This is a genomic window from Amycolatopsis coloradensis, assembly GCF_037997115.1.
GTDB lineage: Bacteria > Actinomycetota > Actinomycetes > Mycobacteriales > Pseudonocardiaceae > Amycolatopsis > Amycolatopsis coloradensis_A.
Genome location: NZ_CP150484.1, coordinates 280,129 through 302,178 on the forward strand (window position 1 = coordinate 280,129; position 22,050 = coordinate 302,178).

General features: G+C 69.2%; 15 protein-coding genes and 1 pseudogene. 10 read left to right on the top strand and 6 right to left on the bottom strand.

The annotated features are described in order from the left end of the window. Nucleotides 1-21 precede the first annotated feature (21 nt). Both LCL61_RS01085 and LCL61_RS01090 read right to left on the bottom strand, forming a co-directional pair. On the bottom strand, nt 22-1,596 hold the full coding sequence (locus LCL61_RS01085) for a cation acetate symporter (protein WP_340685105.1): 1,575 nt from the start codon (nt 1,594-1,596) through the stop codon (nt 22-24). After that, nucleotides 1,593-2,015, bottom strand: a complete 423-nt coding sequence (locus tag LCL61_RS01090) for a DUF485 domain-containing protein (RefSeq protein ID WP_340685106.1) — start codon at nt 2,013-2,015, stop codon at nt 1,593-1,595. Before LCL61_RS01090 ends, LCL61_RS01085 begins: the two co-directional genes overlap by 4 nt. A 970-nt stretch (nt 2,016-2,985) precedes the next feature. On the opposite strand from LCL61_RS01090, the gene LCL61_RS01095 reads away from it, so the two are divergent. Genes LCL61_RS01095 through LCL61_RS01110 form a run of 4 tightly spaced genes read left to right on the top strand, consistent with a single transcriptional unit; the run spans nt 2,986 to nt 8,179 of the window. Continuing rightward, complete coding sequence (locus LCL61_RS01095; protein ID WP_340685107.1) at nt 2,986-6,384, top strand: sensor histidine kinase; 3,399 nt, start codon at nt 2,986-2,988, stop codon at nt 6,382-6,384. Further along, nucleotides 6,381-6,833 carry a roadblock/LC7 domain-containing protein gene (locus LCL61_RS01100; RefSeq protein WP_005166055.1) on the top strand — a complete coding sequence of 151 codons (453 nt, stop codon included), beginning with the start codon at nt 6,381-6,383 and terminating at the stop codon, nt 6,831-6,833. Before LCL61_RS01095 ends, LCL61_RS01100 begins: the two co-directional genes overlap by 4 nt. A 7-nt stretch (nt 6,834-6,840) precedes the next feature. Then, nucleotides 6,841-7,587, top strand: coding sequence for a DUF742 domain-containing protein (locus LCL61_RS01105; protein WP_340685108.1), 747 nt, complete (start codon nt 6,841-6,843; stop codon nt 7,585-7,587). Between the two features lie 28 nt (nt 7,588-7,615). Continuing rightward, nucleotides 7,616-8,179 (top strand): GTP-binding protein, encoded by a 564-nt coding sequence (locus LCL61_RS01110; RefSeq protein WP_007033694.1) that lies wholly within the window; start codon nt 7,616-7,618, stop codon nt 8,177-8,179. A gap of 44 nt (nt 8,180-8,223) precedes the next feature. On the opposite strand, the gene LCL61_RS01115 is transcribed toward LCL61_RS01110, so the two are convergent. From LCL61_RS01115 to LCL61_RS01125, 3 genes are all read right to left on the bottom strand, one after another. Next, nucleotides 8,224-8,781 (bottom strand): dihydrofolate reductase family protein, encoded by a 558-nt coding sequence (locus tag LCL61_RS01115; RefSeq protein ID WP_340685109.1) that lies wholly within the window; start codon nt 8,779-8,781, stop codon nt 8,224-8,226. 144 nt (nt 8,782-8,925) lie between these two features. Beyond that, the gene (locus tag LCL61_RS01120; protein ID WP_340685110.1) at nt 8,926-9,579 is read right to left on the bottom strand and encodes a DUF899 domain-containing protein; all 654 of its coding nucleotides are present in this window, start codon (nt 9,577-9,579) and stop codon (nt 8,926-8,928) included. Next, nucleotides 9,572-9,910, bottom strand: a complete 339-nt coding sequence (locus LCL61_RS01125) for a metalloregulator ArsR/SmtB family transcription factor (protein ID WP_340685111.1) — start codon at nt 9,908-9,910, stop codon at nt 9,572-9,574. The genes LCL61_RS01120 and LCL61_RS01125 overlap by 8 nt, the downstream gene beginning before the upstream one ends. A 135-nt stretch (nt 9,911-10,045) precedes the next feature. Here LCL61_RS01125 and icmF point away from each other — a divergent pair, with 135 nt between their 5' ends. The 3 genes and pseudogenes from icmF (at nt 10,046) to LCL61_RS01140 (ending at nt 15,038) form a co-directional block, all read left to right on the top strand. Further along, nucleotides 10,046-13,279 (top strand): fused isobutyryl-CoA mutase/GTPase IcmF, encoded by a 3,234-nt coding sequence (gene icmF, locus LCL61_RS01130; protein WP_340685112.1) that lies wholly within the window; start codon nt 10,046-10,048, stop codon nt 13,277-13,279. A 32-nt stretch (nt 13,280-13,311) separates the two neighbouring features. Beyond that, nucleotides 13,312-14,052: pseudogene (locus tag LCL61_RS01135) on the top strand (TIGR03619 family F420-dependent LLM class oxidoreductase). Beyond that, nucleotides 14,049-15,038, top strand: coding sequence for a TIGR03557 family F420-dependent LLM class oxidoreductase (locus LCL61_RS01140; RefSeq protein WP_340685113.1), 990 nt, complete (start codon nt 14,049-14,051; stop codon nt 15,036-15,038). The pseudogene LCL61_RS01135 and the gene LCL61_RS01140 overlap by 4 nt, the downstream one beginning before the upstream one ends. Nucleotides 15,039-15,064: 26 nt before the next feature. Here the strand turns inward: LCL61_RS01140 and kstR are convergent, their stop codons facing one another. Further along, nucleotides 15,065-15,712, bottom strand: coding sequence for a cholesterol catabolism transcriptional regulator KstR (kstR, locus tag LCL61_RS01145; protein ID WP_038523880.1), 648 nt, complete (start codon nt 15,710-15,712; stop codon nt 15,065-15,067). 145 nt (nt 15,713-15,857) lie between these two features. On the opposite strand from kstR, the gene LCL61_RS01150 reads away from it, so the two are divergent. From LCL61_RS01150 to LCL61_RS01160, 3 genes are all read left to right on the top strand, one after another. Continuing rightward, nucleotides 15,858-17,933 (top strand): acyl-CoA dehydrogenase, encoded by a 2,076-nt coding sequence (locus tag LCL61_RS01150; RefSeq protein ID WP_340685114.1) that lies wholly within the window; start codon nt 15,858-15,860, stop codon nt 17,931-17,933. A 115-nt stretch (nt 17,934-18,048) separates the two neighbouring features. Next, nucleotides 18,049-20,814: a DEAD/DEAH box helicase gene (locus LCL61_RS01155; protein WP_340685115.1), complete on the top strand. Its 2,766-nt coding sequence runs from the start codon at nt 18,049-18,051 to the stop codon at nt 20,812-20,814. Next, nucleotides 20,814-21,998: an SWIM zinc finger family protein gene (locus LCL61_RS01160; protein WP_340685116.1), complete on the top strand. Its 1,185-nt coding sequence runs from the start codon at nt 20,814-20,816 to the stop codon at nt 21,996-21,998. The genes LCL61_RS01155 and LCL61_RS01160 overlap by 1 nt, the downstream gene beginning before the upstream one ends. The last annotated feature ends 52 nt before the right edge of the window (nt 21,999-22,050 follow it).

The following is a 22,050-nucleotide window of genomic DNA, read 5'->3' on the forward strand; positions in this document are numbered from 1 at the left end:
AGGACCTTCATGGCGCGCGGGTCAGGAGCCGATCCCGGTGAGGGACCGCACCTCCATCTCCGCGTGCTTGACCGGATCGGCCTTCGACCGGCCGACGAACGTGCCCACGAACCCGCACAGGAACGAGAACGGGATCGACACCAGGCCCGGGTTCTTCAGCGGGAACCAGTGGAAGTCGACGCTCTTGATGATCGAGTCCGCGGCCCCGGACATCACCGGCGAGAAGAACACGAGCACCAGGCTCGCGATCAGCCCGCCGTAGATGCCCCACAGCGTGCCGGTGGTGTTGAAGCGTTTCCAGAACAGCGAGTACAGCAGCGTCGAGAGGTTCGCCGACGCCGCGACGGCGAACGCCAGCGCCACCAGGAACGCGATGTTCTGCCCGTTCGCCAGGATGCCGCCCACGATCGCGAGCGCCCCGACGGCGACCGCGGTCAGCCGGGCGACCCGGACCTCCGCGGCCGGTTCGGCCTTGCCGCGCTTGAAGATGTTCGCGTACACGTCGTGCGCGAAGGACGCCGAAGCGGTGATCGTCAGCCCGGCGACGACGGCGAGGATGGTGGCGAAGGCCACCGCCGAGACGATGCCGAGCAGAAGGGTGCCGCCGATGTTCAGCGCGAGCAGCGGCGCCGCCGAGTTCTCCCCGCCGGGCGCGTTCTTGATCGCCTCCGGGCCGACCAGCGCGGCCGCGCCGAAACCGATGACCAGGGTGCAGAGATAGAAGATCGTCATGCACGCGGTCGCCCACACCACCGAGCGTCGCGCCTCGCGCGAGTTCGGCACCGTGTAGAAGCGCATCAGCACGTGCGGGAGCGCGGCGGCGCCGAGGACCAGGGCCAGTGCCAGCGAGACGAAGTCGAGCTTCGTGACCTCGCTCTTGCCGTACGAGCCGCCCGGCTCCAGCAGTTCGTCACCGAGCGGGCTGTTGTCGGCGGCGGCCGCGAGCAGGTTCGAGAAGCTGAAGCCGAACTTGCCGAACAGGAACACGGTGATCAGCGCACCGGTCAGCAACAGGATCGTGGCCTTGATGATCTGCACCCACGTGGTGCCCTTCATCCCGCCGACCAGCACGTACAGCACCATGACGACACCGACGACACCGATCACCAGCGCCTGGCCGATACCACCGTGGATGTCCAGCAGCAGCGCCACCAGGCCGCCGGCGCCCGCCATCTGCGCGAGCATGTAGAAGAAGGAGATCACCAGGGTCGACGTCGCGGCCGCGGCGCGGACCGGGCGCTGCTTCATCCGGAAGCTCAGCACGTCGCCCATGGTGAAGCGGCCGGTGTTGCGCAGCAGCTCCGCGATCAGCAGCAGGTCGACCATCCACGCGACGAGGAACCCGATCGAGTACAGGAAGCCGTCGTAGCCGTGGATCGCGATCGCCCCGGCGATACCGAGGAACGACGCCGCCGAGAGGAAGTCACCCGAAAGTGCGATGCCGTTCTGTCGCCCGGTGAAGGCGCTGCCTGCCGCGTAGTAGTCCGAAGTGGACGAGTTACGCGTGCTGACGCGGTACACGACGTACAGGGTGATCGCGACGAAGAGCGCGAACACCGCGATGTTCAGCACCGGGTTGTTGTCGGGGATGCTCATCGCTCACCCGCCCCGACGGAGGCCCGCAGCGCCTCGACCTTGGGGTCGAGCCGCTTGTTCGTGAACTTCAGGTAGGCGATCGTGATCAGGATCGTGCTGGCGAACTGGCCGAGCCCGAGCAGCATGCCGACGTTGACCTCGCCCCATACCTTCCGGCTCATGAAGTCGTGCGCGTAGGCCGCCAGCAGCACGAACATCATGTACCAGGTGAAGAAGAGCAGGCTCATCGGGAACACGAACCGGCGGAAGGTCTTGCGCAGCGCGACGAACTCCTTGCCGTGCTGGATCCGGTCGTAGTCCGGGCCGGTGGCGCGCGGTGGCGGGGGAGTGGGCTGACGCTCGCGGACGAACAGCGCGGGCATCTGCCCGGTGTCCTCCAGGGCGTTGCTCGCCGTGTAAGGACGCGCGACGTCGGGCATGGGTTCCTCCGGGGCTTGCATCCGTGGCGCGGTACGGGGAGCGCACATACTATCTACGGCTTCACCCCCTCTGAATAGGCGACCCCGGTTCCGCGAAGGCGTGAGCCGGTATTCGGTTTTGCCTTCCATTAGTGTTTCGGGAAATCGTTTCGGCCGGAATGAACCGGGTTTATCACTCGTCATAGTGAGCGGGGTTGTCACGCGCGGTCGTCGCCCGAACGGCCCACTGCGGCAAACGACGGATGATGACCACGCTCTGTCCCTCGTTTTGGTGACAGATCGTAGTTTCGCTACCAGGGCAGAGCTGGTTCCGATACCGTGCCCGCCATCCTGGACCGGGGAGGATCCCCCGCTTCATCGGGGGTATCGAAAGAAATCACCATGTCGGGGCGACATCGAACCGGCTTGGGCGGCAAGGCCACAACATCGGGCACATATTTGGGCTTGACCCACCCGTTGGGGGCACGGAAAGTAGTTCGACCGGGCGATGTGGCTACCGTACGTAGGCTGATCGGGTGATTAGGGCACCCTGTGCATCCGCGCAACCCGTAACCGGAATTCCCTCGTTTGTGACGCGCGAGCGGTTTTCCGGCCCGGTAGATCGTTCGGACGCACGCTTTTCGCTGGTCAGCAGCCGTGTACTGAACAGAATTGACGGCACCCGGATTGGTGTACGATTCTTTGGCCCGGCTGACCCGCAGTGATCGATTGGCAAAGAAAAGTTGATCTCGACGACCATGCACTTCGCAGGTTGCGACCTGCACGTGCAGGTGCAAGAACTCTTGAGGTGGACCGGGGTTCCTGGGGACACCCGGAGCCCCGGAAGGGGTCCCTCAGGTCGCGATCGATCACGCGGTCAGACCGGGGCCGAGTTCCCCGCAGGCACGTACCTCGCGGGAACGGGCGCCTCAGACCGTGCCAGGACGCCGGACAGGGAGTCACCTACGTGACCGTTGCAGGAGAAGGCCAAGTGCCTGTCGGGGAGCTGCTGGGACGCACTCCCCGGCCATCTCGGTGGGCCACCGGCTGGCGCACGCTCGTGCGCTGGCGGGACTGGAGCCTGCCGGTGAAGCTGTCGGCCGTCACGCTGGTGCCGATCCTCATCGCGCTCGCACTGGGCATCGCCACCATCGCCGGCCAGGTCGGCCGGTCCGACGGCTACCAGCGGCTGGACCGGCTCGTCGCGCTGAGCGGGCACATCCGCACCCTCGCCGACGGCCTCGGCCGCGAACGCACCCAGTCCGCCGCGGGGCTGACCGCAGGCACCGTCGGCGGGACCCTCGAGCTCGCCTCGGCCCGCGCCGACGTCGACACCGCCATCCCTCTCTACGGCGCCGCCGCGACCCGGGCGGTGGAGAACGAGCCGTCGCTCCGTCAGGCGCGGGAAGCGGCCGCCGCTCAGCTCGACAGGCTGCCCGACATCCGGCAGCGGGCCTCGTCCGGACAGCTCGACCCCGTCCAGGCGATCGGTGAGTACACCGACGTCACCACCGCGCTGCTCGCTCTCGACACCGCGCTGGCGGCCGGTGCCGGCCAGGACGTCCTCGGTGGCACCCCCACCGCCTTGCACGACCTCGCCATGATGAAGGAACAGCTCTCGCTGAGCCAGGCTCTGGTCTCCTTCGGCATCGCCCGGTCGAGTCTCGCGCCGAGCGAGCTCGACCAGGTGCGCACCGCCGAACTCCGGCTGGCCGACCGCCTCACCGACTTCCGTGCCGCCGCTTCGGAACAGCAACGCCAGGAGTTCAGCGCCGCCGTCACCGACCAAGCGATGGAAAACCGTGACAGGCTCGCGAAAACCGCCCTCGGCGAACAGGGAACCCCGTCCGCGCAAGCCTTCCGCTCGCTGTCCGCGCAGGGCTGGACCGACGCCTCGGCCGCGGTGATCGGCAAGGTCGGCGAGGTCGCGAACAAATTCGGTGCCGAGACGAGCGCGGTGTCGGCCGAACTGGTCGACGACGCCAGCAGCGGCGCGGGCCTGCTCGCGGTGCTGCTGTTCGGCGCGATGGTGCTCGCCGTCGCCGTCGTCTTCCTCATCACGCGCCAGTTGCTGCGCTCGCTGAAGGTGTTGCGCGCCAGCGCGCTCGACGTCGCCGAAAAGCAGCTGCCCGACGCGGTCCGCAACATCCAGGAGGGGCGCTCGCAGGGCATCGACGTGCGGCCGGTCCCGGTCGGCGGCGACGACGAGATCGGCGAGGTGGCCAGGGCCTTCGACAAGGTGCACCATCAGGCTCTGCGCCTGGCCACCGAGCAGGCCTCGATGCGGACCGGCTACAGCAACGTGTTCGTCAACCTCTCCCGCCGCAGCCAGAGCCTCGTGCAGCGGCAGCTGCAGCTGATTGAGCGGCTGGAGCGCGACGAAGAGGACGCCGACCAGCTCGCCACGCTGTTCCAGCTGGACCACCTCGCCACCCGCATGCGCCGCAACAACGAGAACCTGATGGTCCTCTCCGGCGCCGAGCCGGGCAGGCGCTCCGGGCAGCCGGTCTCCGCCACCGACGTGGTGCGCGCGGCGGTGTCCGAGATCGAGCAGTACCAGCGGGTCACCGTGCAGAATCCGCCGCCGGTGCGGCTGGTCGGGTACGCGGCCAACGATCTGATGCGCCTGATCGCCGAACTGCTGGACAACGCCACGGCCTTCTCCGCCCCGGAAACCCAGGTGACGGTCGCGACCAGGCTCGTCGAAGACGGCTCGTTCGGCATCGACATCCTCGACAAGGGCATCGGCATGAACGAGGCCGAGGTCGCCGAGGCCAACGCCCGGCTCACCGAGGCGCCCAACGTCGACCTCACCACTTCGCGCCGGATGGGCCTGTTCGTGGTCGGGCGGCTGGCCAGCAGGCACCGCATCGGTGTCTCGCTGCACGGCGGCAAGGACATCGTCGGCGTGCGCGCCACCGTCTCGGTCCCGGCGGATCTGGTGATGGCCCCGCCCGGGGGCGACCCCGGCCCCGCCACCGGCCCGATCACCCAGCGCCTCACGCCGCTGCCGCCGCAGCAGCCGGGCGGCCTGCCCCGCCGCCAGCGGCCCACGAACGGTTCGCGCCCGGCGATGCCGAGCGTGCCCACGCAGGGTGGGGAGCGGTGGCCGTCGGCGAACGACCTGGCGGGCCACACCAAGCCCGGGGTCAACGGGCACGGCCCCCAGGATTCCCGGCCGCCTTCCGATCTGGAGATTTCGGGAACGGCGCTGTTCAGCCCGGTTCCCCGGGACGAGACGACGACACCGCCGCCCGCTCCGGAACCCCGCCGCCCCGAACCGGAACCCGCCGCCGAGCCCGAGCCGGTCGCCAAGGAAGCGGAGAAGCCCGCCCCGGCGGAAGGCGATCTGCCCAGCGGCAAGGAACTGTTCGAGGCCAAGAACAACACCACGCTGAGCGAATGGTGGAACCAGGCGACCACGCCGCCGGCCCCGGCGACCCCGCCGCCGCCCACCGCGTCGGAGACGACGCCGATCTTCGACGAGATGCTCTCGGCGTGGTTCCGTTCGCCCGCCCCCGCTCCGGAAAAGCCCGCGGGCAAGAAGGCGAAGCCGGGGACGAAGGCACCCGAAGAGAAGAAGACGGCCGAGCCCGCTCCGACCGCCGAGCAGGAGGCCCGCACCTGGGACTTCGCCAGCGACAAGGCCTTCCGCACGGTGCAGGAGGTCTCCCAGAACGCCCCGTCGACGTTCACCCAGGCCGGGTTGCCGCGTCGCCGCAAGGGAGAGCAGCTTCTGCCGGGTAGCGCGGCGTCGTCGATCCCGGCCGCCGAACCCGCGGCCAAGGCGGAGCTGCCGGTCCGCGACCCGGCGAACGTGCGCGGCAGGCTGAGCAGCTTCCAGCAGGGTGTCAAGCGGGGGCGCAAGGAAGCGGCGGACAAGGCCACGCCGGCCACCACCGAGCCCGTCGCCACGCAGCCTGCCCCCGCCCAGCCGGACGCGAAGGCCGAGCAGGCAGCGGCGCCCGAGCCGTCGAAGGCACCCGAGCCGTCGAAGGCGCCGGAGACGGCCGAGCGTCCGACGGTCCCGCCCGCCGCGCTGCCGAGCAGGAAACCGCAGGCAGCGAGCGCGGAACCGGAACCGGTCGCCGCCACCGAGCGGACGGACGCCTGGAACTTCGGCTCCGACGAAGGCTGGAAAGCGGCCCAAGCGGTGTCCCAGTCCGTGCCCTCGCGGATGACTTCGGCAGGATTACCCAGGCGCCGTCGCGGGGAGCAACTGCTCCCGGGCAGTGCGGGACCGCCCGCCGGGGCGGTCACCCCCCGACCACAGCGAGACGCGCACGACGTGCGCGGTCGCCTGAGCAGTTTCCAGCAGGGCATCCAGCGCGGACGGCACCGCACGGCCCAGGCGACCGAAGCCAACCACGAAACCCTGGAGGGTGAATGACCTCGCCGAACCCGGCCCAGCCCCAGCAGAACCAGTTCGGGTGGCTGGTCAACGACTTCGCCGAGCGGGTACCCGGAGTGGCGCACGCCGTGGTGGTGTCGGCGGACGGCCTCCTGCTCACCGCGTCCAGCAGGCTCCCGCTGGACCGGGCCGACCAGCTGGCCGCCGTCGCGTCCGGCTTGGTCAGCCTGACCCAGGGCGCCGCGCGATGCTTCGAGGCGGGCGCGGTCAACGAGACCGTCGTCGAGATGGAACTCGGCATCATGGTGCTGATGTCCATCAGTGACGGTTCCTGCCTGGCCATCCTCGCCGCCCCGAACTGCGACATCGGACAGGTCGCCTACGAGATGACGATGCTCGTCGATCGCGTCGGCCAGATCCTCACCCCGGAACTTCGCGCACAATTGCAGGGCGCCGGTGGGTCGCTGATCGGCGAACCGGTGGGATGATGTCCCGATGAGCACCGGGTCCGGATCCTTCGGCGAACCGCCGGGGACGGGTGAACACCAGCCTCCGCACGCGGGGGCTGCCCATGCTGCCGGTTCACGGGACGACGGCACCTTCGCCGACGTCCTGAACGGCTTCACCCTGGATTCGGGACGTGGTCGTCGGAAGCGCAAGAAGAACAAGCACCCTCAGGATTCCCGGGCGGGCGGAACACCCGCCACCGGGGAATCGGCAGTCCCGCAGCCGACCGATCAAGGAGACCGCGTGACCTCACTTGCTTCTCCACCCGACAGCGGCGCAGGCGCCGTCGGGCCGAGACCAGGTGGTCTTTTCGACCCGGGCCCGCCCAGCGGCGAGTTCATCATGCCCGCCGTCTTCGAGCAGGCGCCGTCGCCGCTCGAAGAGACGGCGATCGTCCGTCCCTATGCCCTCACCGGGGGCCGGACCAAGGCGAACTACGCTCTCGAGCTGGAGACCCTCATCTCCACCAAGGACCACGTCGTCTCGGGTAGCCTCCCCGCGGCCGCCGCGGACCAGATCGAGTGCGTTTCGATCATCGAGGAGTGCCGCACCCCGCGTTCGGTCGCCGAGATCGCGGCGACCCTGCGCGTGCCGCTGGGTGTGGCGCGCGTGCTGATCAGCGACGCGGCGGACGCGGGACTGGTCAGCGTGCACAAGACGATTTCGGGCAATGACGGCGCCGAGGCACATCTGGTGTTGATGGAAAGGGTTTTGAGTGGACTCCGTCGGCTTTAAAGCACCGCGGGAAACCGCGCCCCCGACCATGACATCCGCGAAGATCGTCGTGGCGGGTGGCTTCGGTGCGGGTAAGACGACCTTCGTCGGTTCGGTGTCGGAGATCGTCCCGCTCACCACCGAGGCGATGATGACGGACGCCAGTCGGGGGATCGACAACCTCGACCAGACGCCCAACAAATCGACCACCACGGTCGCGATGGACTTCGGCCGGGTCTCCCTGGACGCGGACCTGATCCTCTACCTGTTCGGCACGCCCGGGCAGCAGCGGTTCTGGTTCATGTGGGACGACCTCGTCCGCGGCGCGATCGGCGCCGTGGTGCTGGCCGACACGCGACGGCTGGCCGACTCGTTCGCGCCGATCGACTTCTTCGAGGACCGGGGCCTGCCCTATATCGTCGGGGTGAACACCTTCGACGGCATCCTCGAGCACGACATCAACGACGTGCGTGAAGCGTTGTCGATCGACCCCAACATCCCGATCGTCCGCTGCGACGCCCGGGAACGGGAGTCGACGAAGCAGACGCTGATCACGCTGGTCGAGTACGCGATGCGGCAGTGGATCGCCTTGCGCGCGAGCAACGCGAGGTGAACCTGACGGCGGCAGCGTAGGGGCTGCCGCCCAGGGGGTTCACCTCACTTCGCTTCGTAGGTCAGCAGGACCGCGCGCCCGTCCATCGTCCGGGTGCCGGTCAGCCGCAGGTCCGTGCGCACTCCGCCCGCGAACACCTGCTTACCGCCGCCGAGTACCACCGGGTGCACGACGACGTGGAACTCGTCGATCAGGCCGTGGTCGGCGAGCGCGGTGGCCAGCTCGGCCCCGCCCATCAGCAGCAGGTCCTTGCCCGGCCTGCTTTTGAGTTCGGTGACCCGCTCGGTGAGGCCGCCGCCGACCACTTCGGTGTTCCAGCCGGCCTTGTCCAGCGTCCGGGAGAACACGATCTTCGGCGTCTCGCGCCAGATCGGGGCGTACTCCAGGTCGTGCGGGTGGTCCGAGATCGTCTCGGCCTCCGGCCAGTACGACGACATCATCTCCCAGACGCGCCGCCCGTAGACGAGGGTGTCGGCGCGGTCGGCGAGTTCCTTGGAGTGGCCGGACAGTTCGGAGCCCATCGCGGCCCAGTCGAACTCGCCGTCCGGGCCTTCGATGCGGCCGTCGAGCGAGGTGTGGACGAAGTAGACGAGCTTGCGCATGGCTTGATCCCTCCGGTGTGGCGCCCGCCTTCCGGGCGCCGGACACCGAGGGGTCGGAGCGGGCGCGGGGTTCTCGACATGTCTCCCGCGTTTAGTCCTCTGGATGCGCTCGGGGCGCATTCAGAGGACTGAACGCGCCAGGGCTCAGTACTCGTCGTGCCGCTTCCACCAGTGCCCGGGGCCGTCTGTCCCGCGGCCGGACTCCTCCCAGGCCTCCTGCCGCCCGAACGGGGTCAGGTCCAGGTATCGCAGCGTCCCCACCAGCTGGTCCCCGCCGCGACCGGTGGTGAAGTACGTCCGGTACACCTCGTCGCCGTCGCGCAGGAAGACACTGATGCCGAACCCGCCGTCGATGCCGCAGTCCGGGTTGAAGCCGTCGGCGGTCGAGACCCACGGGACGGTCCAGCCCATCCGCTCCTTGTATCGCTCGATCTCGGGCAGTGTCGCCGGCGCGACGACGTACAGCGTGGTGTCGCGGGCGTGCAGGTGGGCAAGGTGGCCGATGTTGTCCACGAGCATCGAGCAGCCGGGGCAGCCCGCCTTCTGGCCGGGGGCGAGCATGAAGTGGTAGACGATCAGCTGCCGCCGCCCCTCGAACAGGTCGAGGAGAGTGACCCGGCCCTGGGGCCCGTCGAATTCGTAGGTGCTGTCGAAGCGGACCATCGGCAGCCGTCGCCGTTCGGCGGCGATCGCGTCCGCAGCGCGAGTGAGTTCTTTTTCCTTGGCCAGCAACGTGTCTCGGGCGATCTGCCATTCGCCCGCCGAGACGACTGCCGGCAGGGTGACGGTCTCAGTCATTGCGTTCGCCTTTCTTCAGTTCCGCGAGGTGCTCTTCCATGCGGTCGAAACCGCTTTCCCAGAAACGCCGGTACCGCTCGACCCACTCGGAGACGTCGCCGAGCGGGGCGGCCTCCAGGCGGCAGGGCCGCCATTGCGCGGTCCGGCTCCGGCTGATCAAGCCCGCGCGCTCGAGGACCTTGAGATGTTTGGAGATGGCTTGGAGGCTGACCGGAAAGGGTCCGGCCAGCTCGTTGACGCTGGCCTCGCCGGTGGCCAGCCGGGCGAGGATCGCCCGCCGGGTGGGGTCCGCCAGTGCGGCGAACGTGGCGCTGAGCTGATCAGTGGTCATCGCTACTCAATCAATCGGTTGTTTAACCTTTAGGTTGAATATACTGGTGCGAGTCGATCTGTCAAGGACGAGTGAGAGTGCCATCACACGAGTGGATGGGTTTAAAACAGTAGGAAGTCCAAGTATTTTGGAGGGATGAGCAGCGACCTGCACCGGCCCGTGAACCCCGTTCGTTTCGTGACGGCGTCGAGCCTCTTCGACGGGCACGACGCGTCCATCAACATCATGCGGCGCATCCTGCAGTCGCAGGGCGCGGAGGTCGTGCACCTCGGGCACAACCGGTCGGTCGACGAGGTCGCCACCGCGGCCATCGCCGAGGACGTCCAGGGCGTGGCCATCAGCGCCTACCAGGGCGGGCACGTCGAGTACTTCAGCTACCTGGTCGAGCTGCTCAACGAGCGCGGCGCCGGGCATATCAAGGTGTTCGGCGGCGGCGGTGGGGTCATCGTCCGCGAGGAGATCGACCTGCTGCACTCCCGGGGCGTGGCGCGGATCTTCTCGCCGGAGGACGGCTACGAGATGGGCCTCCCCGGCATGATCAACCTGATGATCAAGGCCTGCGACACGGACCTGTCCGCGCAGTCGCCCGGCTCGCTGGACAAGCTGCTTTCGGGGGACATCCCGGCGCTGTCCCGGGTCATCACGCAGCTTCAGCGCGAGGCACTGCCGCAGGACGCGCTCGACAAGATCACCGAGGCCGCCAAGTCGCGGACGGTGCCGGTCCTCGGCATCACCGGGACGGGTGGTTCCGGCAAGTCCTCGCTCACCGACGAACTGATCCGCCGGTTCCGGCTGGACCAGGAGGACAAGCTCCGCATCGCCGTGCTCGCCGTCGACCCGTCGCGCCGCAAGGGCGGGGGAGCGCTGCTCGGCGACCGCATCCGGATGAACTGCCTCGACGGCAGCCCGGTCTACTTCCGTTCGCTCGCCACGCGGACCACCAGCGGCGAGATCCCCACCGGACTCTCCGAGTCCATCCTCGCGTGCAAGGCCGCCGGATTCGACCTGGTGATCGTCGAGACGCCCGGTATCGGCCAGGGCGACGCCGGCATCGTCGACTACGTGGACCAGTCGCTGTATGTCATGACGCCGGAGTTCGGCGCGGCGTCGCAGCTGGAGAAGATCGACATGCTCGACTTCGCCGACGCGGTGGCGATCAACAAGTTCGAGCGCCGCGGCGCCGAAGACGCCCGCCGCGACGTCGCGCGCCAGCTCGTGCGCAACCGCGAGGCGTTCAGCTCCTCGCCGGAGGACATGCCGGTCTACGGCACCAGCGCCGCGAAGTTCAACGATGACGGCGTCACCGCCCTCTACCAGCACCTGCGCGACACCCTCGCCGAGCGTGGCTTGACCGTCTCGGCAGGCGTGCTCCCTAAGGTCGAGGGCAAGGTGTCCACCGACGCCAGCACGATCATCCCGGCCAACCGGACGCGCTATCTCGCGGAGATCTCCGAGACCGTCCGGGGTTACCACGCCAAGACCGAGCAGCAGGTCGCCGCGCTGCGCAAACGCGAGCACCTCGCCGCCGCCAAGGAGGCGCTGGCCGCCGTCGACGCGAGCACCGACGCGCTCGACGGCCTGCTCGCCGCCGAGTCCGATGTGGACGGTGAAACGACGAATCTGCTGGCGCGGTTCCGGGAACTCGCCGAGTCCTACCGCGCCGACGAGCTGGTCGTGAAGATCCGCGACAAGGAACTGCACACCCAGCTATGGCGCGACACACTGTCCGGCAACCGGGTCCCGCGCGTGGCGCTGCCGCGCTACACCGAGTCCGGCGAGCTGCTGTCCTTCCTGCGCCGCGAGCACCTTCCCGGTTACTTCCCTTACACCGCGGGCGTTTTCCCGTTCAAGCGCGAGGGTGAAGACCCGGCGCGGATGTTCGCGGGCGAGGGCGACCCCTTCCGCACCAACAAGCGGTTCAAGCTCCTTTCGGCCGACTCCGAGGCCAAGCGCCTTTCGACCGCCTTCGACTCGGTGACGCTGTACGGGCACGACCCGCACACCCGGCCCGACATCTACGGCAAGGTCGGCACCTCCGGCGTCTCCATCGCGACGCTCGAAGACATGAAGGTGCTCTACGACGGTTTCGACCTGACCTCGCCGAGCACCTCCGTGTCGATGACGATCAACGGCCCGGCGCCGACGATCCTCGCGTTCTTCCTCAACACCGCGATCGACCAGCGGATGGCGGCGTTCAAGGCCGAGCACGGCCGCGAGCCGTCCGAAACCGAGTTCGCCGAACTGCGCGAATGGGCGCTGCGCAACGTTCGCGGCACCGTGCAGGCGGACATCCTCAAGGAGGACCAGGGGCAGAACACCTGCATCTTCTCCACCGAGTTCAGCCTGCGCATGATGGCCGACATCCAGGAATGGTTCATCGAGCACGGCGTCCGGAACTTCTACTCGGTGTCGATCTCCGGCTATCACATCGCCGAGGCCGGGGCGAACCCGATCTCGCAGCTGGCGTTCACCCTGTCGAACGGTTTCACCTACGTCGAGAGCTACCTCGCGCGCGGGATGGACATCGACGACTTCGCGCCGAACCTGTCGTTCTTCTTCTCCAACGGCATGGACGCCGAGTACTCGGTGCTGGGCCGGGTCGCGCGCCGGATCTGGGCGGTCGCGATGCGGGAGCGCTACGGCGCCAACGAGCGCTCGCAGAAGCTCAAGTACCACGTGCAGACCTCCGGCCGGTCGCTGCACGCGCAGGAGATGAGCTTCAACGACATCCGGACCACGCTGCAGGCGCTGTGCGCCCTTTACGACAACGCGAACTCCTTGCACACCAACGCTTTCGACGAGGCGATCACCACGCCGTCGGAGAGCTCGGTGCGGCGCGCGATGGCCATCCAGATGATCATCAACAAGGAATGGGGCCTGTCGAAGAACGAGAACCCGTTGCAGGGCTCGTTCATCATCGACGAGCTGACCGATCTGGTGGAAGAGGCCGTGCTGCTGGAGTTCGACCGGATCTCCGAACGCGGCGGCGTGCTGGGCGCGATGGAGACCGGCTACCAGCGCGGCAAGATCCAGGACGAGTCGATTCTGTACGAACGCCAGAAGCACGACGGCACACTGCCGATCATCGGCGTCAACACCTTCCGCAACCCGAACGGCGGCGAAAACGACGTCGAGGTCGAACTCGCGCGGGCGACCGAGGACGAGAAGCGTTCGCAGCTGGAGCGGCTCGAGGACTTCCAGCACCGGCACCAGGCCGAGGCGCAGGTCGCGCTCAAGACACTGCGCGAGGCCGCGACCCGGGGCGGCAATCTGTTCGGTGTCCTGATGGACGCGGCACGGGTGTGCTCGCTCGGCCAGATCACCGAGGCCTTCTTCGAGGTGGGCGGGCAGTACCGGCGCAACGTCTAGCGGCCTGGGATATCGCGGCGCGTGTCCGGGTAATGGCAGGCATCAGACCGGACGTCCTCGCCGCGGCCGCCGAAGAGCGCGGGTTCAGCTCGCTCCACATCGCGGAGCATTCGCATATCCCGGTCAGCCGGGCGGCGGCGAACTGCCGCACGTGTACTACCGGACCTTGGACCCGTTCGTCGCGTTGCTGCAGCAACGCGACGTCATCCACACGGCGAAAGAGGTCGCTTCGCTGGACCTGGTCTCGCGAGGCCGGTTCGTCTTCGGCGTCGGATGGAACCGGGAGGAAATGCGCAATCACGGCACCGATCCACGCACCCCGCGGCGCGCTCGTCGACGAGCAACTCGCGGCGCTGAAGGAGATCTGGACGAAGGACGAGGCCGAATTCCACGGCGAGCACATCGACTTCGATCCGATCTTCGCGTGGCCGAAGCCGGTGCAGAAGCCACATCCGCCGATCTTCATCGGTGGCGCGGGGCAGAAGGCGATGGAGCGGATCGCCAAGTACGGCGACGGCTGGCTGCCGCACGCCCACACCCCGCCGGAGGAGCTTCGCCGGGCTCGTCAGTGGCTGGCGGACAAGGGCCGTAGTGACCTCAAGTTCTCGGCCTTCGGTACCACCCCGGAAGAGGACGCGCTGGGCAGGCTGGCCGAGGGTGGCGTCGACGAGGCGACGCTCTTCCTGCCGACCGAGCCCGAAGCGGCGACACTGGAACGACTCGACCAGTTCGCGAAGGTCGTCGAGAGCTTTCGAAAGGGGCAGCAGGCGTGACTGAGGTTCAAATCGGCTTGGCCGCGGCACTGGAGCAGTTCTCGCCGCGCGAGTCGATCCGGCTGGCGACGCTGGCCGAACAGCACGGATTCTCCGGCCAGATGGCCGCCGACCACTTCCAGCCGTGGGTCCCTCAGCAGGGTGAAGCGTCGTTCGTGTGGAGCGTGCTCGCGTCGCTGGCGGAGAACACCACCGGCGACCTCGGGCCGGGCGTGACCTGCCCGTCGTTCCGGCTCCACCCGTCGATGGTCGCGCAGGCCGCGGCGACGCTGGAGGCGACGTACCCCGGCCGGACCTGGCTCGGCATCGGCTCCGGCGAAGCGCTCAACGAGCACATCATCGGCGGTTACTGGCCCGAAGCGCCCGAGCGCGTACGGCGGATGTTCGAGGCGCTCGAGGTCATCCGGAAGCTGTTCACCGGCAAGGACGTCAAGCACAGCGGCGAGTTCTTCAAGCTGCACACCACCCGGCTCTGGACACTGCCGGACGAGCCGCCACCGATCTACATCGCGTCGGCGGGCCCGTACACCTCGCGCAAGACCGGTGAGCTCGCGGACGGGCTGATCACGCCGGGCGCGTCGATCGAGAAGCTGGCGGGGATCCTCGACAACTTCGGCACCGGTGCGCGGAAGGCCGGCAAGGACCCGGACTCGATGCCGAAGCTGCTGCAGGTGCACCTGTCGTGGGCCGAGGACGACGAGACGGCGTGGGCCAACGCGCTCGACCAGTGGCCCAACGGCGGCATGAAGTTCCCGAAGGCCGACATCCGCTCGCCTTTCGACTTCGCGCAGATGGCGAAACTGGTGCGGCGTGAGGACTTCGAGGGCCGCATGGTCGTCTCGTCCGATCCGGACGTGCACCGCGCGGCGCTGCAGAAGTACGTCGACGCCGGGTTCAACCGGATCTACATCCACAACGTGGGCCGGAACCAGGACGCGTTCATCGAGACCTTCGGACGGGACGTGCTGCCGAAGCTGACCGCCTGACGCGCCTCGGCACGGGAAGCGTCGGGTCAGACGTTCTTGTCCAGCAGCAGGTGCACCGACAGTTCGAGCCGGTTCGCGACGTCGGCCGCCGACGCGCGCCGCGTCACCCAGGCGACCAGGTTCGCCATCCAGACGTCGGCGATGACGTGGAAGATGTCGCGATCGGCCTCGGTCGGGTCCTCGATGCCCATGGCCTTGGCGAACATGTTCTCCATCAGCCGCCCGACCTGCTCGACCTCGGCGGCGGCGGTCGTGTCGGCGAACATGAACGCGCGGACCATGGCTTCGGTCAGGTGCGGGTCCCGCTGCATCAGCCGGGTGTTGCGGCCGAGGACGAACATCAGCCGTTCGCTCGGGGTATCGCCGGGGATCGCCGCGCGGTCGAGTTTCTCCTGCGCGCGTTCGAATTCCCTGGCGAGCCCGGAAACCAGCAGGTGGATCTTCGAGGGGAAGTAGCGGTACAGCGTGCCGAGCGCGACGTCCGCCTTCTCGGCGACCGCGCGCATCTGGACCGCGTCGTACCCGCCCTTCGCGGCGAGGGTGAGGGTCGCGTCGATGATGCGGCGCCGCCGGTCGCGTTGTGCCGCGGAGCCGAGTTCCTCGCCGCCCAGCGCGGAGAGACCGTTGCCGCTTCGCGCCTTCGCGCTCGTGGGCGCCTTGGCCTTCCCTGGCATCGCCACGTCCCCCTTCGTCGGAACTTGTTCCACTTTCCTCACGTAGGGTACCTAAGCGGACGAACTGTTCAAGATGTGACCCACTGGGCAAGAAACTGTAACACGTTCTACACTCGCGGGTAGGTCCGGCGAGGAGGTCTCACCCGTGTCGATCGCGCTCACCGAGGAACAGGCGGCACTGGCCGCGTCGATCCGCGCCTGGGCGGCTTCCGCCCGTCCCGTCGACGCCGTCCGAAGTGGCCGGATCACCGAGCCGCCACCAGGGCTGGCGGAACTCGGCCTGTTCGGCGTGGCGATTCCCGAAGACGTCGGCGGCGCCGGCGGTACGCTCGCCGATCTGGCCGCCGGACTCGCCGAAGCAGCCGAAGCACTCGTACCCGGTCCTGTCCTTGGGACGGCACTGGGCGGAGCGTTGCTCGCGACGGTTCCCCAGGCCGTCAAGGAGATCCTGCCCGGTCTCGCGGACGGGACCGAAAGGATGGCGGTGGTGCTGGGCGGCGGTTTTCGTATCGCGGATTCGGTGGTCGACGGCCAGTCGGGCCCGGCTCTCGACGTTCACCTGTCGGCGTGGACGCTGGTCTCCGACGGCGACGTCTCCGCGCTCATCCCACCCGGAGCGTCCGGAGTGGACATCGAGCGGTGCGAGCCGTTCGACGTCTCCCGGCCGGTCGGCCGGGTCCGGTGCGCGAAGGTGCGGCCCGAAGCGGTTTTCGAGGCGCTGCCGGTGGATGTCTACGCCGCCACGCTCGGTGCCGCCGAAGCCGCGGGGATCGCCCGATGGTGTCTTCGGACCGCTGTCGAGTACGCGAAGGTCCGGGAGCAGTTCGGCCGTCCCATCGGGTCGTTCCAGGCGATCAAGCATCTGTGTGCGGAAATGCTGTGCCGGGCCGAAGCCACCGACGCGCTCGCGTGGGACGCGGCGAGGGCGGCCGAAGACCCCGCGCAGCACGCATTCGCGGCCGCGACGGCGGCGGCCTACGCGCTCGACGCGGCCGTGGCCAACGCGAAGGACTGCATTCAGATCCTCGGCGGCATCGGATTCACCTGGGAGCATGACGCGCACTTCTACCTGCGCCGTGCCGTCGCTCTGCGGCAGTGGCTCGGCGGTTCCGCCCGCTGGCGCCGTCGTGCGGCCGAACTCGCCCTGCGCGGTGACCGCCGGACGTTGAGCGTCGACGTCGGTGAAGACGCCGGACTCCGTGACCTGGTAGGCGAAATCGCCGCCTTACCCGAGCCGGAACGCCGGGTCGCACTGGCCGATTCGGGACTGCTCGCCCCGCATTGGCCCGCGCCGTACGGCAGAGGCGCCGCCGCGGCCGAGCAACTGCGGATCGACGCCGCCCTCGCCGCCGCGGACATCCGCCGTCCCGACCTGGTGATCGGCGCCTGGGCGATCCCGACCCTGCTGGAACACGGCTCGGTGGAACAGCGCGAACGGTTCGCCGCGCCCACGTTGCGCGGCGAGATCACCTGGTGCCAGTTGTTCAGCGAGCCCGAGGCGGGCTCCGACCTCGCGTCGCTCCGCACGACGGCCCGCCGCGTCGACGGCGGATGGCTGCTGAACGGCCAGAAGGTGTGGACCTCGCTCGCGCGCGAAGCCGATTGGGCGATCTGCCTGGCGCGCACCGATCCGGACGCGCCGAAACACAAGGGGATCACCTATTTCCTCGTCGACATGACCGCGGACGGGATCAGCACGCGCCCGCTGCGCGAGATCACCGGCGACGCCGTCTTCAACGAGGTCTTCCTCGACGACGTCTTCGTCCCGGACGAGATGGTGGTCGGGGAGGTCGACGGCGGCTGGCGGCTGGCGCGGACGACGCTGGCGAACGAGCGCGTCGCCCTCGGGAGCGGATCGGCGGTGGGAGAGGGGGTCGAGAATCTGCTCGCCAACCTGGGCGACGACGCCGATCGGGAGGGGCTCGGCGCGCTGATCGCCGACGGCAGCGCGTGTTCGGTCCTGGACCTGCGGGCGACGCTGCGGCGGCTCGACGGCCAGGATCCGGGTGCCGAGTCGAGTGTGCGCAAGCTGCTGGGTGTGCGGCATCGGCAGGCTGTGGCGGAGTTCGCGCTGGAGGCTTTGGGGGAGAACGCGCTCGTCGCCGGCGACCCCGCGCAGCACGAGTTCCTGCTGACCCGGTGCCTCAGTATCGCGGGCGGGACGACGCAGGTGCTGCTGTCGCTCACGGCCGAGCGGTTGCTGGGGCTGCCTCGGTCCTGAAAGTCCCTGTCACGCCACTTTCGCGTGTTATGAAAGGTCCTTTCCTGGCAAAATTTGCCAGGAAAGGACCTTTCATAACACCGCCGCCCGAGGGATGTCGGTCCGGTGCTCTAACGTGCGGGTCGTGGAGTTCGGCACAGGAACCCAGGCCACCTTCGTCCCCTCGGATCCCCCGCGGGACGGTGTGCTGGCGCTCTGGGGAGGCGGCGTAGCGGGTGACACCGCGATCGAACTCGTGCTGCCGGTGGGGAAGGTCTTCCGGCGCACGAAGGTCGACGCGGCACTCGTCCCGTTGTCGCGCGCGATTCCGCGGCTGCTCACCGCGGACGGCGACCTGAGCCCGGCCATCGCCGCGTGGTCGGCCGTCGCCGAAGCCGGGGTGAACCTCATCGCCCGCGGCAGGCTGCTGCCCGCGGCCTCACCCGGCGGGGTGGATTCGTGGCGGGTCGGGCCGCTCGACGTCGCCGACGAGGAGATGCTGCGCGGGCTCGCCGCCGCGCTGCCTCCCGAGGCGCACGCGCTGCCGTTGTCCGGGCTGAAGCGGATCCGCCTGCATTCGCCGGAGTCGTTGATCCGCGCGCTCTGGGACGCGACGGCGGACGTGCTGGTCCGCACGCCCGCCGCGAGCGTCGCGGCGGGCGGTCCGGCGTTCGCCGCGACCGAGCCGACGCTGGTCGGGCCGGACGGTGCCGCGTGGCTGGCGGAACTGAGCGCCCGGCAGGCGCAGGGCGCGCATCTCGTCCTGCGCATGGAGGTGCACGAGCCCGAGAATCCCGAAGAAGAGCCCACGTTCGCCGCGGTCCTCGCCGTGCGGAGTGCCGCGGATCCGAGCCTGATCGTCGAGGCGGCGACGCTGTGGGACGCGCCCGAAGCGGTGCTGGAACGGATGGGTGAGCAGGTCGAGACGCAGTTGCTGCTCGGCCTCCGCCGGGGTGCCAGGGCATGGGCGCCGCTCGGTCGCATGCTCCGGTCCGCCGCGCCGACCGGGCTCGCGCTGGAGTACGACGAGGTCGTCGATCTGCTGACCCACGGGGACGCGGCGCTGGGCGGCGCCGGCATCGAAGTGCAGTGGCCGAAGGACCTCTTCGCGGGCGAGCTCAAGGCGAAGGCGAGCGCGACGCAGGCCCCCGGCAGTGTCACCGGGCCCGAGTTCACGCTCAAGAGCCTGCTTCAGTTCCGCTGGCGGCTGAGCCTCGGCGACGAGGACCTCACCGACGCCGAGGTCACGGCGCTCGCGGAGGCGAAGCGGCCGCTGGTGCGGCTGCGGGGCAAGTGGGTCAAGGTCGACGCGCGCCTGCTCGCCAAGGTGCGTGCTCATCGCGCGAAGAAGCTGTCCGGGGCCGAGGCGCTGGCCGCGGCGCTCACCGGCGAATTGGAGCTGGACGGCGAAAAGGTCGAGTTCACCGCGCCATCGGCGCTGACGGGGCTGCTCCAGCGAATCCGGGAAAGCGCCGCGGAACCGATCGAGCAACCCGCGGATCTGAAGGCCACCCTGCGGCCTTATCAGAAGGCGGGGCTGGCTTGGCTGGCGACGATGACCGGCCTCGGTCTCGGCGCCTGCCTCGCCGACGACATGGGGCTCGGCAAGACGATCCAGCTCATCTCCCTGCACCTGCACCGCCGTCCCCTCGGCGAAGGCCCCACCCTCGTCCTGTGCCCGACGTCGTTGCTGGGCAACTGGGAACGTGAGTTCGCCCGGTTCGCGCCGGACATCCCGGTACGCCGGTTCCACGGTGGCGGGCGGCATCTCGACGAGGTCGCGCCGGACGAAGTCGTGCTCGCCACGTACGGCGTCCTCCGCCGGGATCGTGAAACACTGTCCGAAGTGGACTGGGGGATGATCGCCGCCGACGAGGCGCAGCACGTCAAGAATCCGCTTTCGGTCACCGCCAAGGAGCTGCGGAAGATCCCGGCCGCCGCGAAGGTCGCGCTGACCGGGACACCGATGGAGAACCGGCTCACCGAACTGTGGTCCATTGTGGACTGGACGACCCCGGGGCTGCTCGGCTCGCTCGACGGGTTCCGCCGCAAGGTCGCCCGCCCGATCGAACGCGATCGTGACGCCGCCGCCACCGAGCGTCTCGCCACGACCGTGCGCCCGTTCCTGTTGCGCCGCAAGAAGACCGACCCGGACATCGCCCCCGAGCTCCCGCGCAAGACCGAGACCGACCGGTTCGTCCCGCTCACCGCCGAGCAGACGACGCTGTACGAGGCCGTGGTCCGGGAGAACCTCGCGATGATCCGCGAGCTGGACGGGGTGGCGCGGCGCGGCCAGGTGCTCAAACTGCTCACCGAACTCAAGCAGATCTGCAATCACCCGGCGCAGTACCTCAAGGAACCCGGGGTGCTGCACGGCCGGTCCGGCAAGCTGGCCGCGTTCGAGGAACTGCTCGACGTCATCCTCGACGAGGGCGACAGCGTGCTCGTGTTCAGCCAGTACGTCCAGTTGTGCCGCCTGCTGGAAAAGCGCCTGGCCGAACGCGGGCTGCCGACGATGCTGCTGTCCGGGTCGAGCACGCCCAAGGTCCGGGAGGACATGGTCGCCCGGTTCCAGGCGGGCGAGGTGCCGGTGTTCCTGCTCTCGCTCAAGGCGGGCGGTGTGGGGCTCAACCTGACCAAGGCCACCCACGTGATCCACTACGACCGCTGGTGGAACCCGGCGGTCGAGGACCAGGCCACCGACCGCGCGTACCGGATCGGGCAGGACCGGCCGGTCCAGGTGCACCGGCTGATCGCCGAGGGCACGCTCGAGGAGCGCATCGCCAAGGTGCTGGAGACGAAACGCGGGCTGGCGGACGCGGTCATCGGCGCGGGCGAGGACTGGATCACCGAACTGTCCGACGACGAACTCGCCGACCTCGTCCGGCTCGGGGAGCCCTGATGCCCGGCGCGACAGGGCGGAAACGGCGCACCTTCGGCAACACGTGGTGGGGCAAGGCGTGGGTCGAGGCCCTGGAGGAACGCGCCAAACTCGATCCGAACCGCTTGCCGCGCGGGCGGACGTACGCGCGCAAGGGCACGGTCAGCAAGCTCGCGGTCGGCGAGGGCGAGGTGACGGCCTGGGTGCAGGGCAGCCGGGCGGTGCCGTACCGGGTGACCATCCACATGCGGGCGTTCACCGGACAGCAGTGGGAGAGCCTGCTCGGGATGGTCGGCTCCCGGCTCGGGCACGTCGCCGCCCTCCTCGACGGCGAGCTGCCCGGTGAGCTGGCCGAGGACGCTCGAGCCGCCGGCGCGGATCTGCTGCCGGGTCCCGGAGATCTGCGCCCGAAGTGCTCCTGTCCCGACAGCGCGAACCCGTGCAAGCACGTCGCCGCGGTGTACTACCTGGTCGCGGACGAGGTCGACGCCGATCCGTTCGTGCTGTTCCTGCTGCGCGGCAGGCCGAGGGAGGCCGTGCTCGCGGAACTGCGGTCCCGCCGTGCCCCCGCGAGCACGCCGGGCAAACGGGTGCGTGCCCCCGCCGCGCCCGGAGTGGACCCGAAACGCGCGTACACCCGGCGGATCGCCGCGCTCCCGCCGCGGCCGGCCGTCCCGGGCACGGTCGGACCGCCCGCGGTCCTCGACGTCGACCCGCCGCACCGCACCGGCTGGAGCGGCGAAATGTTCGTCGAACTGGCGGCCGACGCCGCCGCGAGGGCCTGGGAGCTGCTGGTCATGGGGCCAGAGCGAGAAGTGGAGCTGTCGTTCGAGGAAGACCTCGCGCGCCGCGCGGCGGCGAGTGACCCGCATGTGATCGCCGAACTCGCCGAGGCAGCCGGGGTCGGGGTGCGGGATCTGGCCCTCTGGGCCCAGGCCTGGCGTGAGGCCGGCCGGGGCGGGATGGCGGTGGTCCGCGAGGCCTGGCGCCCCGGGCAGGCGCCGCTCGCCCAGGCCAGGGCGGACTTCGCCGAATCGGGGCTGCCGGGGACGCCGAAGACCTGGCGGAACCGGATCACCCAGGGTGAACTGCAACTGCGCTACGGCCGGGACGAACGGTGGTACCGCTTCGTACGCGACGGCGAGGGCTGGCGGGTCGACGGCCCGTCCTCCGCCCGGCCGACGGACGTGATCTACCCGCCCTGACCCCTCGTGAGTGGTGAGGACGGTTAGAACCGTCCTCAGGAGTACGGCGCGT

Bases quoted from the DNA above. Each gene is read 5' to 3' on its own strand.
- LCL61_RS01085 (WP_340685105.1), bottom strand. From the start codon at position 1,596: ATGAGCATCCCCGACAACAACCCGGTGCTGAACATCGCGGTGTTCGCG.
- LCL61_RS01090 (WP_340685106.1), bottom strand. From the start codon at position 2,015: ATGCCCGACGTCGCGCGTCCTTACACGGCGAGCAACGCCCTGGAGGAC.
- LCL61_RS01100 (WP_005166055.1), top strand. From the start codon at position 6,381: ATGACCTCGCCGAACCCGGCCCAGCCCCAGCAGAACCAGTTCGGGTGG.
- LCL61_RS01105 (WP_340685108.1), top strand. From the start codon at position 6,841: ATGAGCACCGGGTCCGGATCCTTCGGCGAACCGCCGGGGACGGGTGAA.
- LCL61_RS01110 (WP_007033694.1), top strand. From the start codon at position 7,616: ATGACATCCGCGAAGATCGTCGTGGCGGGTGGCTTCGGTGCGGGTAAG.
- LCL61_RS01115 (WP_340685109.1), bottom strand. From the start codon at position 8,781: ATGCGCAAGCTCGTCTACTTCGTCCACACCTCGCTCGACGGCCGCATC.
- LCL61_RS01120 (WP_340685110.1), bottom strand. From the start codon at position 9,579: ATGACTGAGACCGTCACCCTGCCGGCAGTCGTCTCGGCGGGCGAATGG.
- LCL61_RS01125 (WP_340685111.1), bottom strand. From the start codon at position 9,910: ATGACCACTGATCAGCTCAGCGCCACGTTCGCCGCACTGGCGGACCCC.
- icmF (WP_340685112.1), top strand. From the start codon at position 10,046: ATGAGCAGCGACCTGCACCGGCCCGTGAACCCCGTTCGTTTCGTGACG.
- kstR (WP_038523880.1), bottom strand. From the start codon at position 15,712: ATGCCAGGGAAGGCCAAGGCGCCCACGAGCGCGAAGGCGCGAAGCGGC.
- LCL61_RS01160 (WP_340685116.1), top strand. From the start codon at position 20,814: ATGCCCGGCGCGACAGGGCGGAAACGGCGCACCTTCGGCAACACGTGG.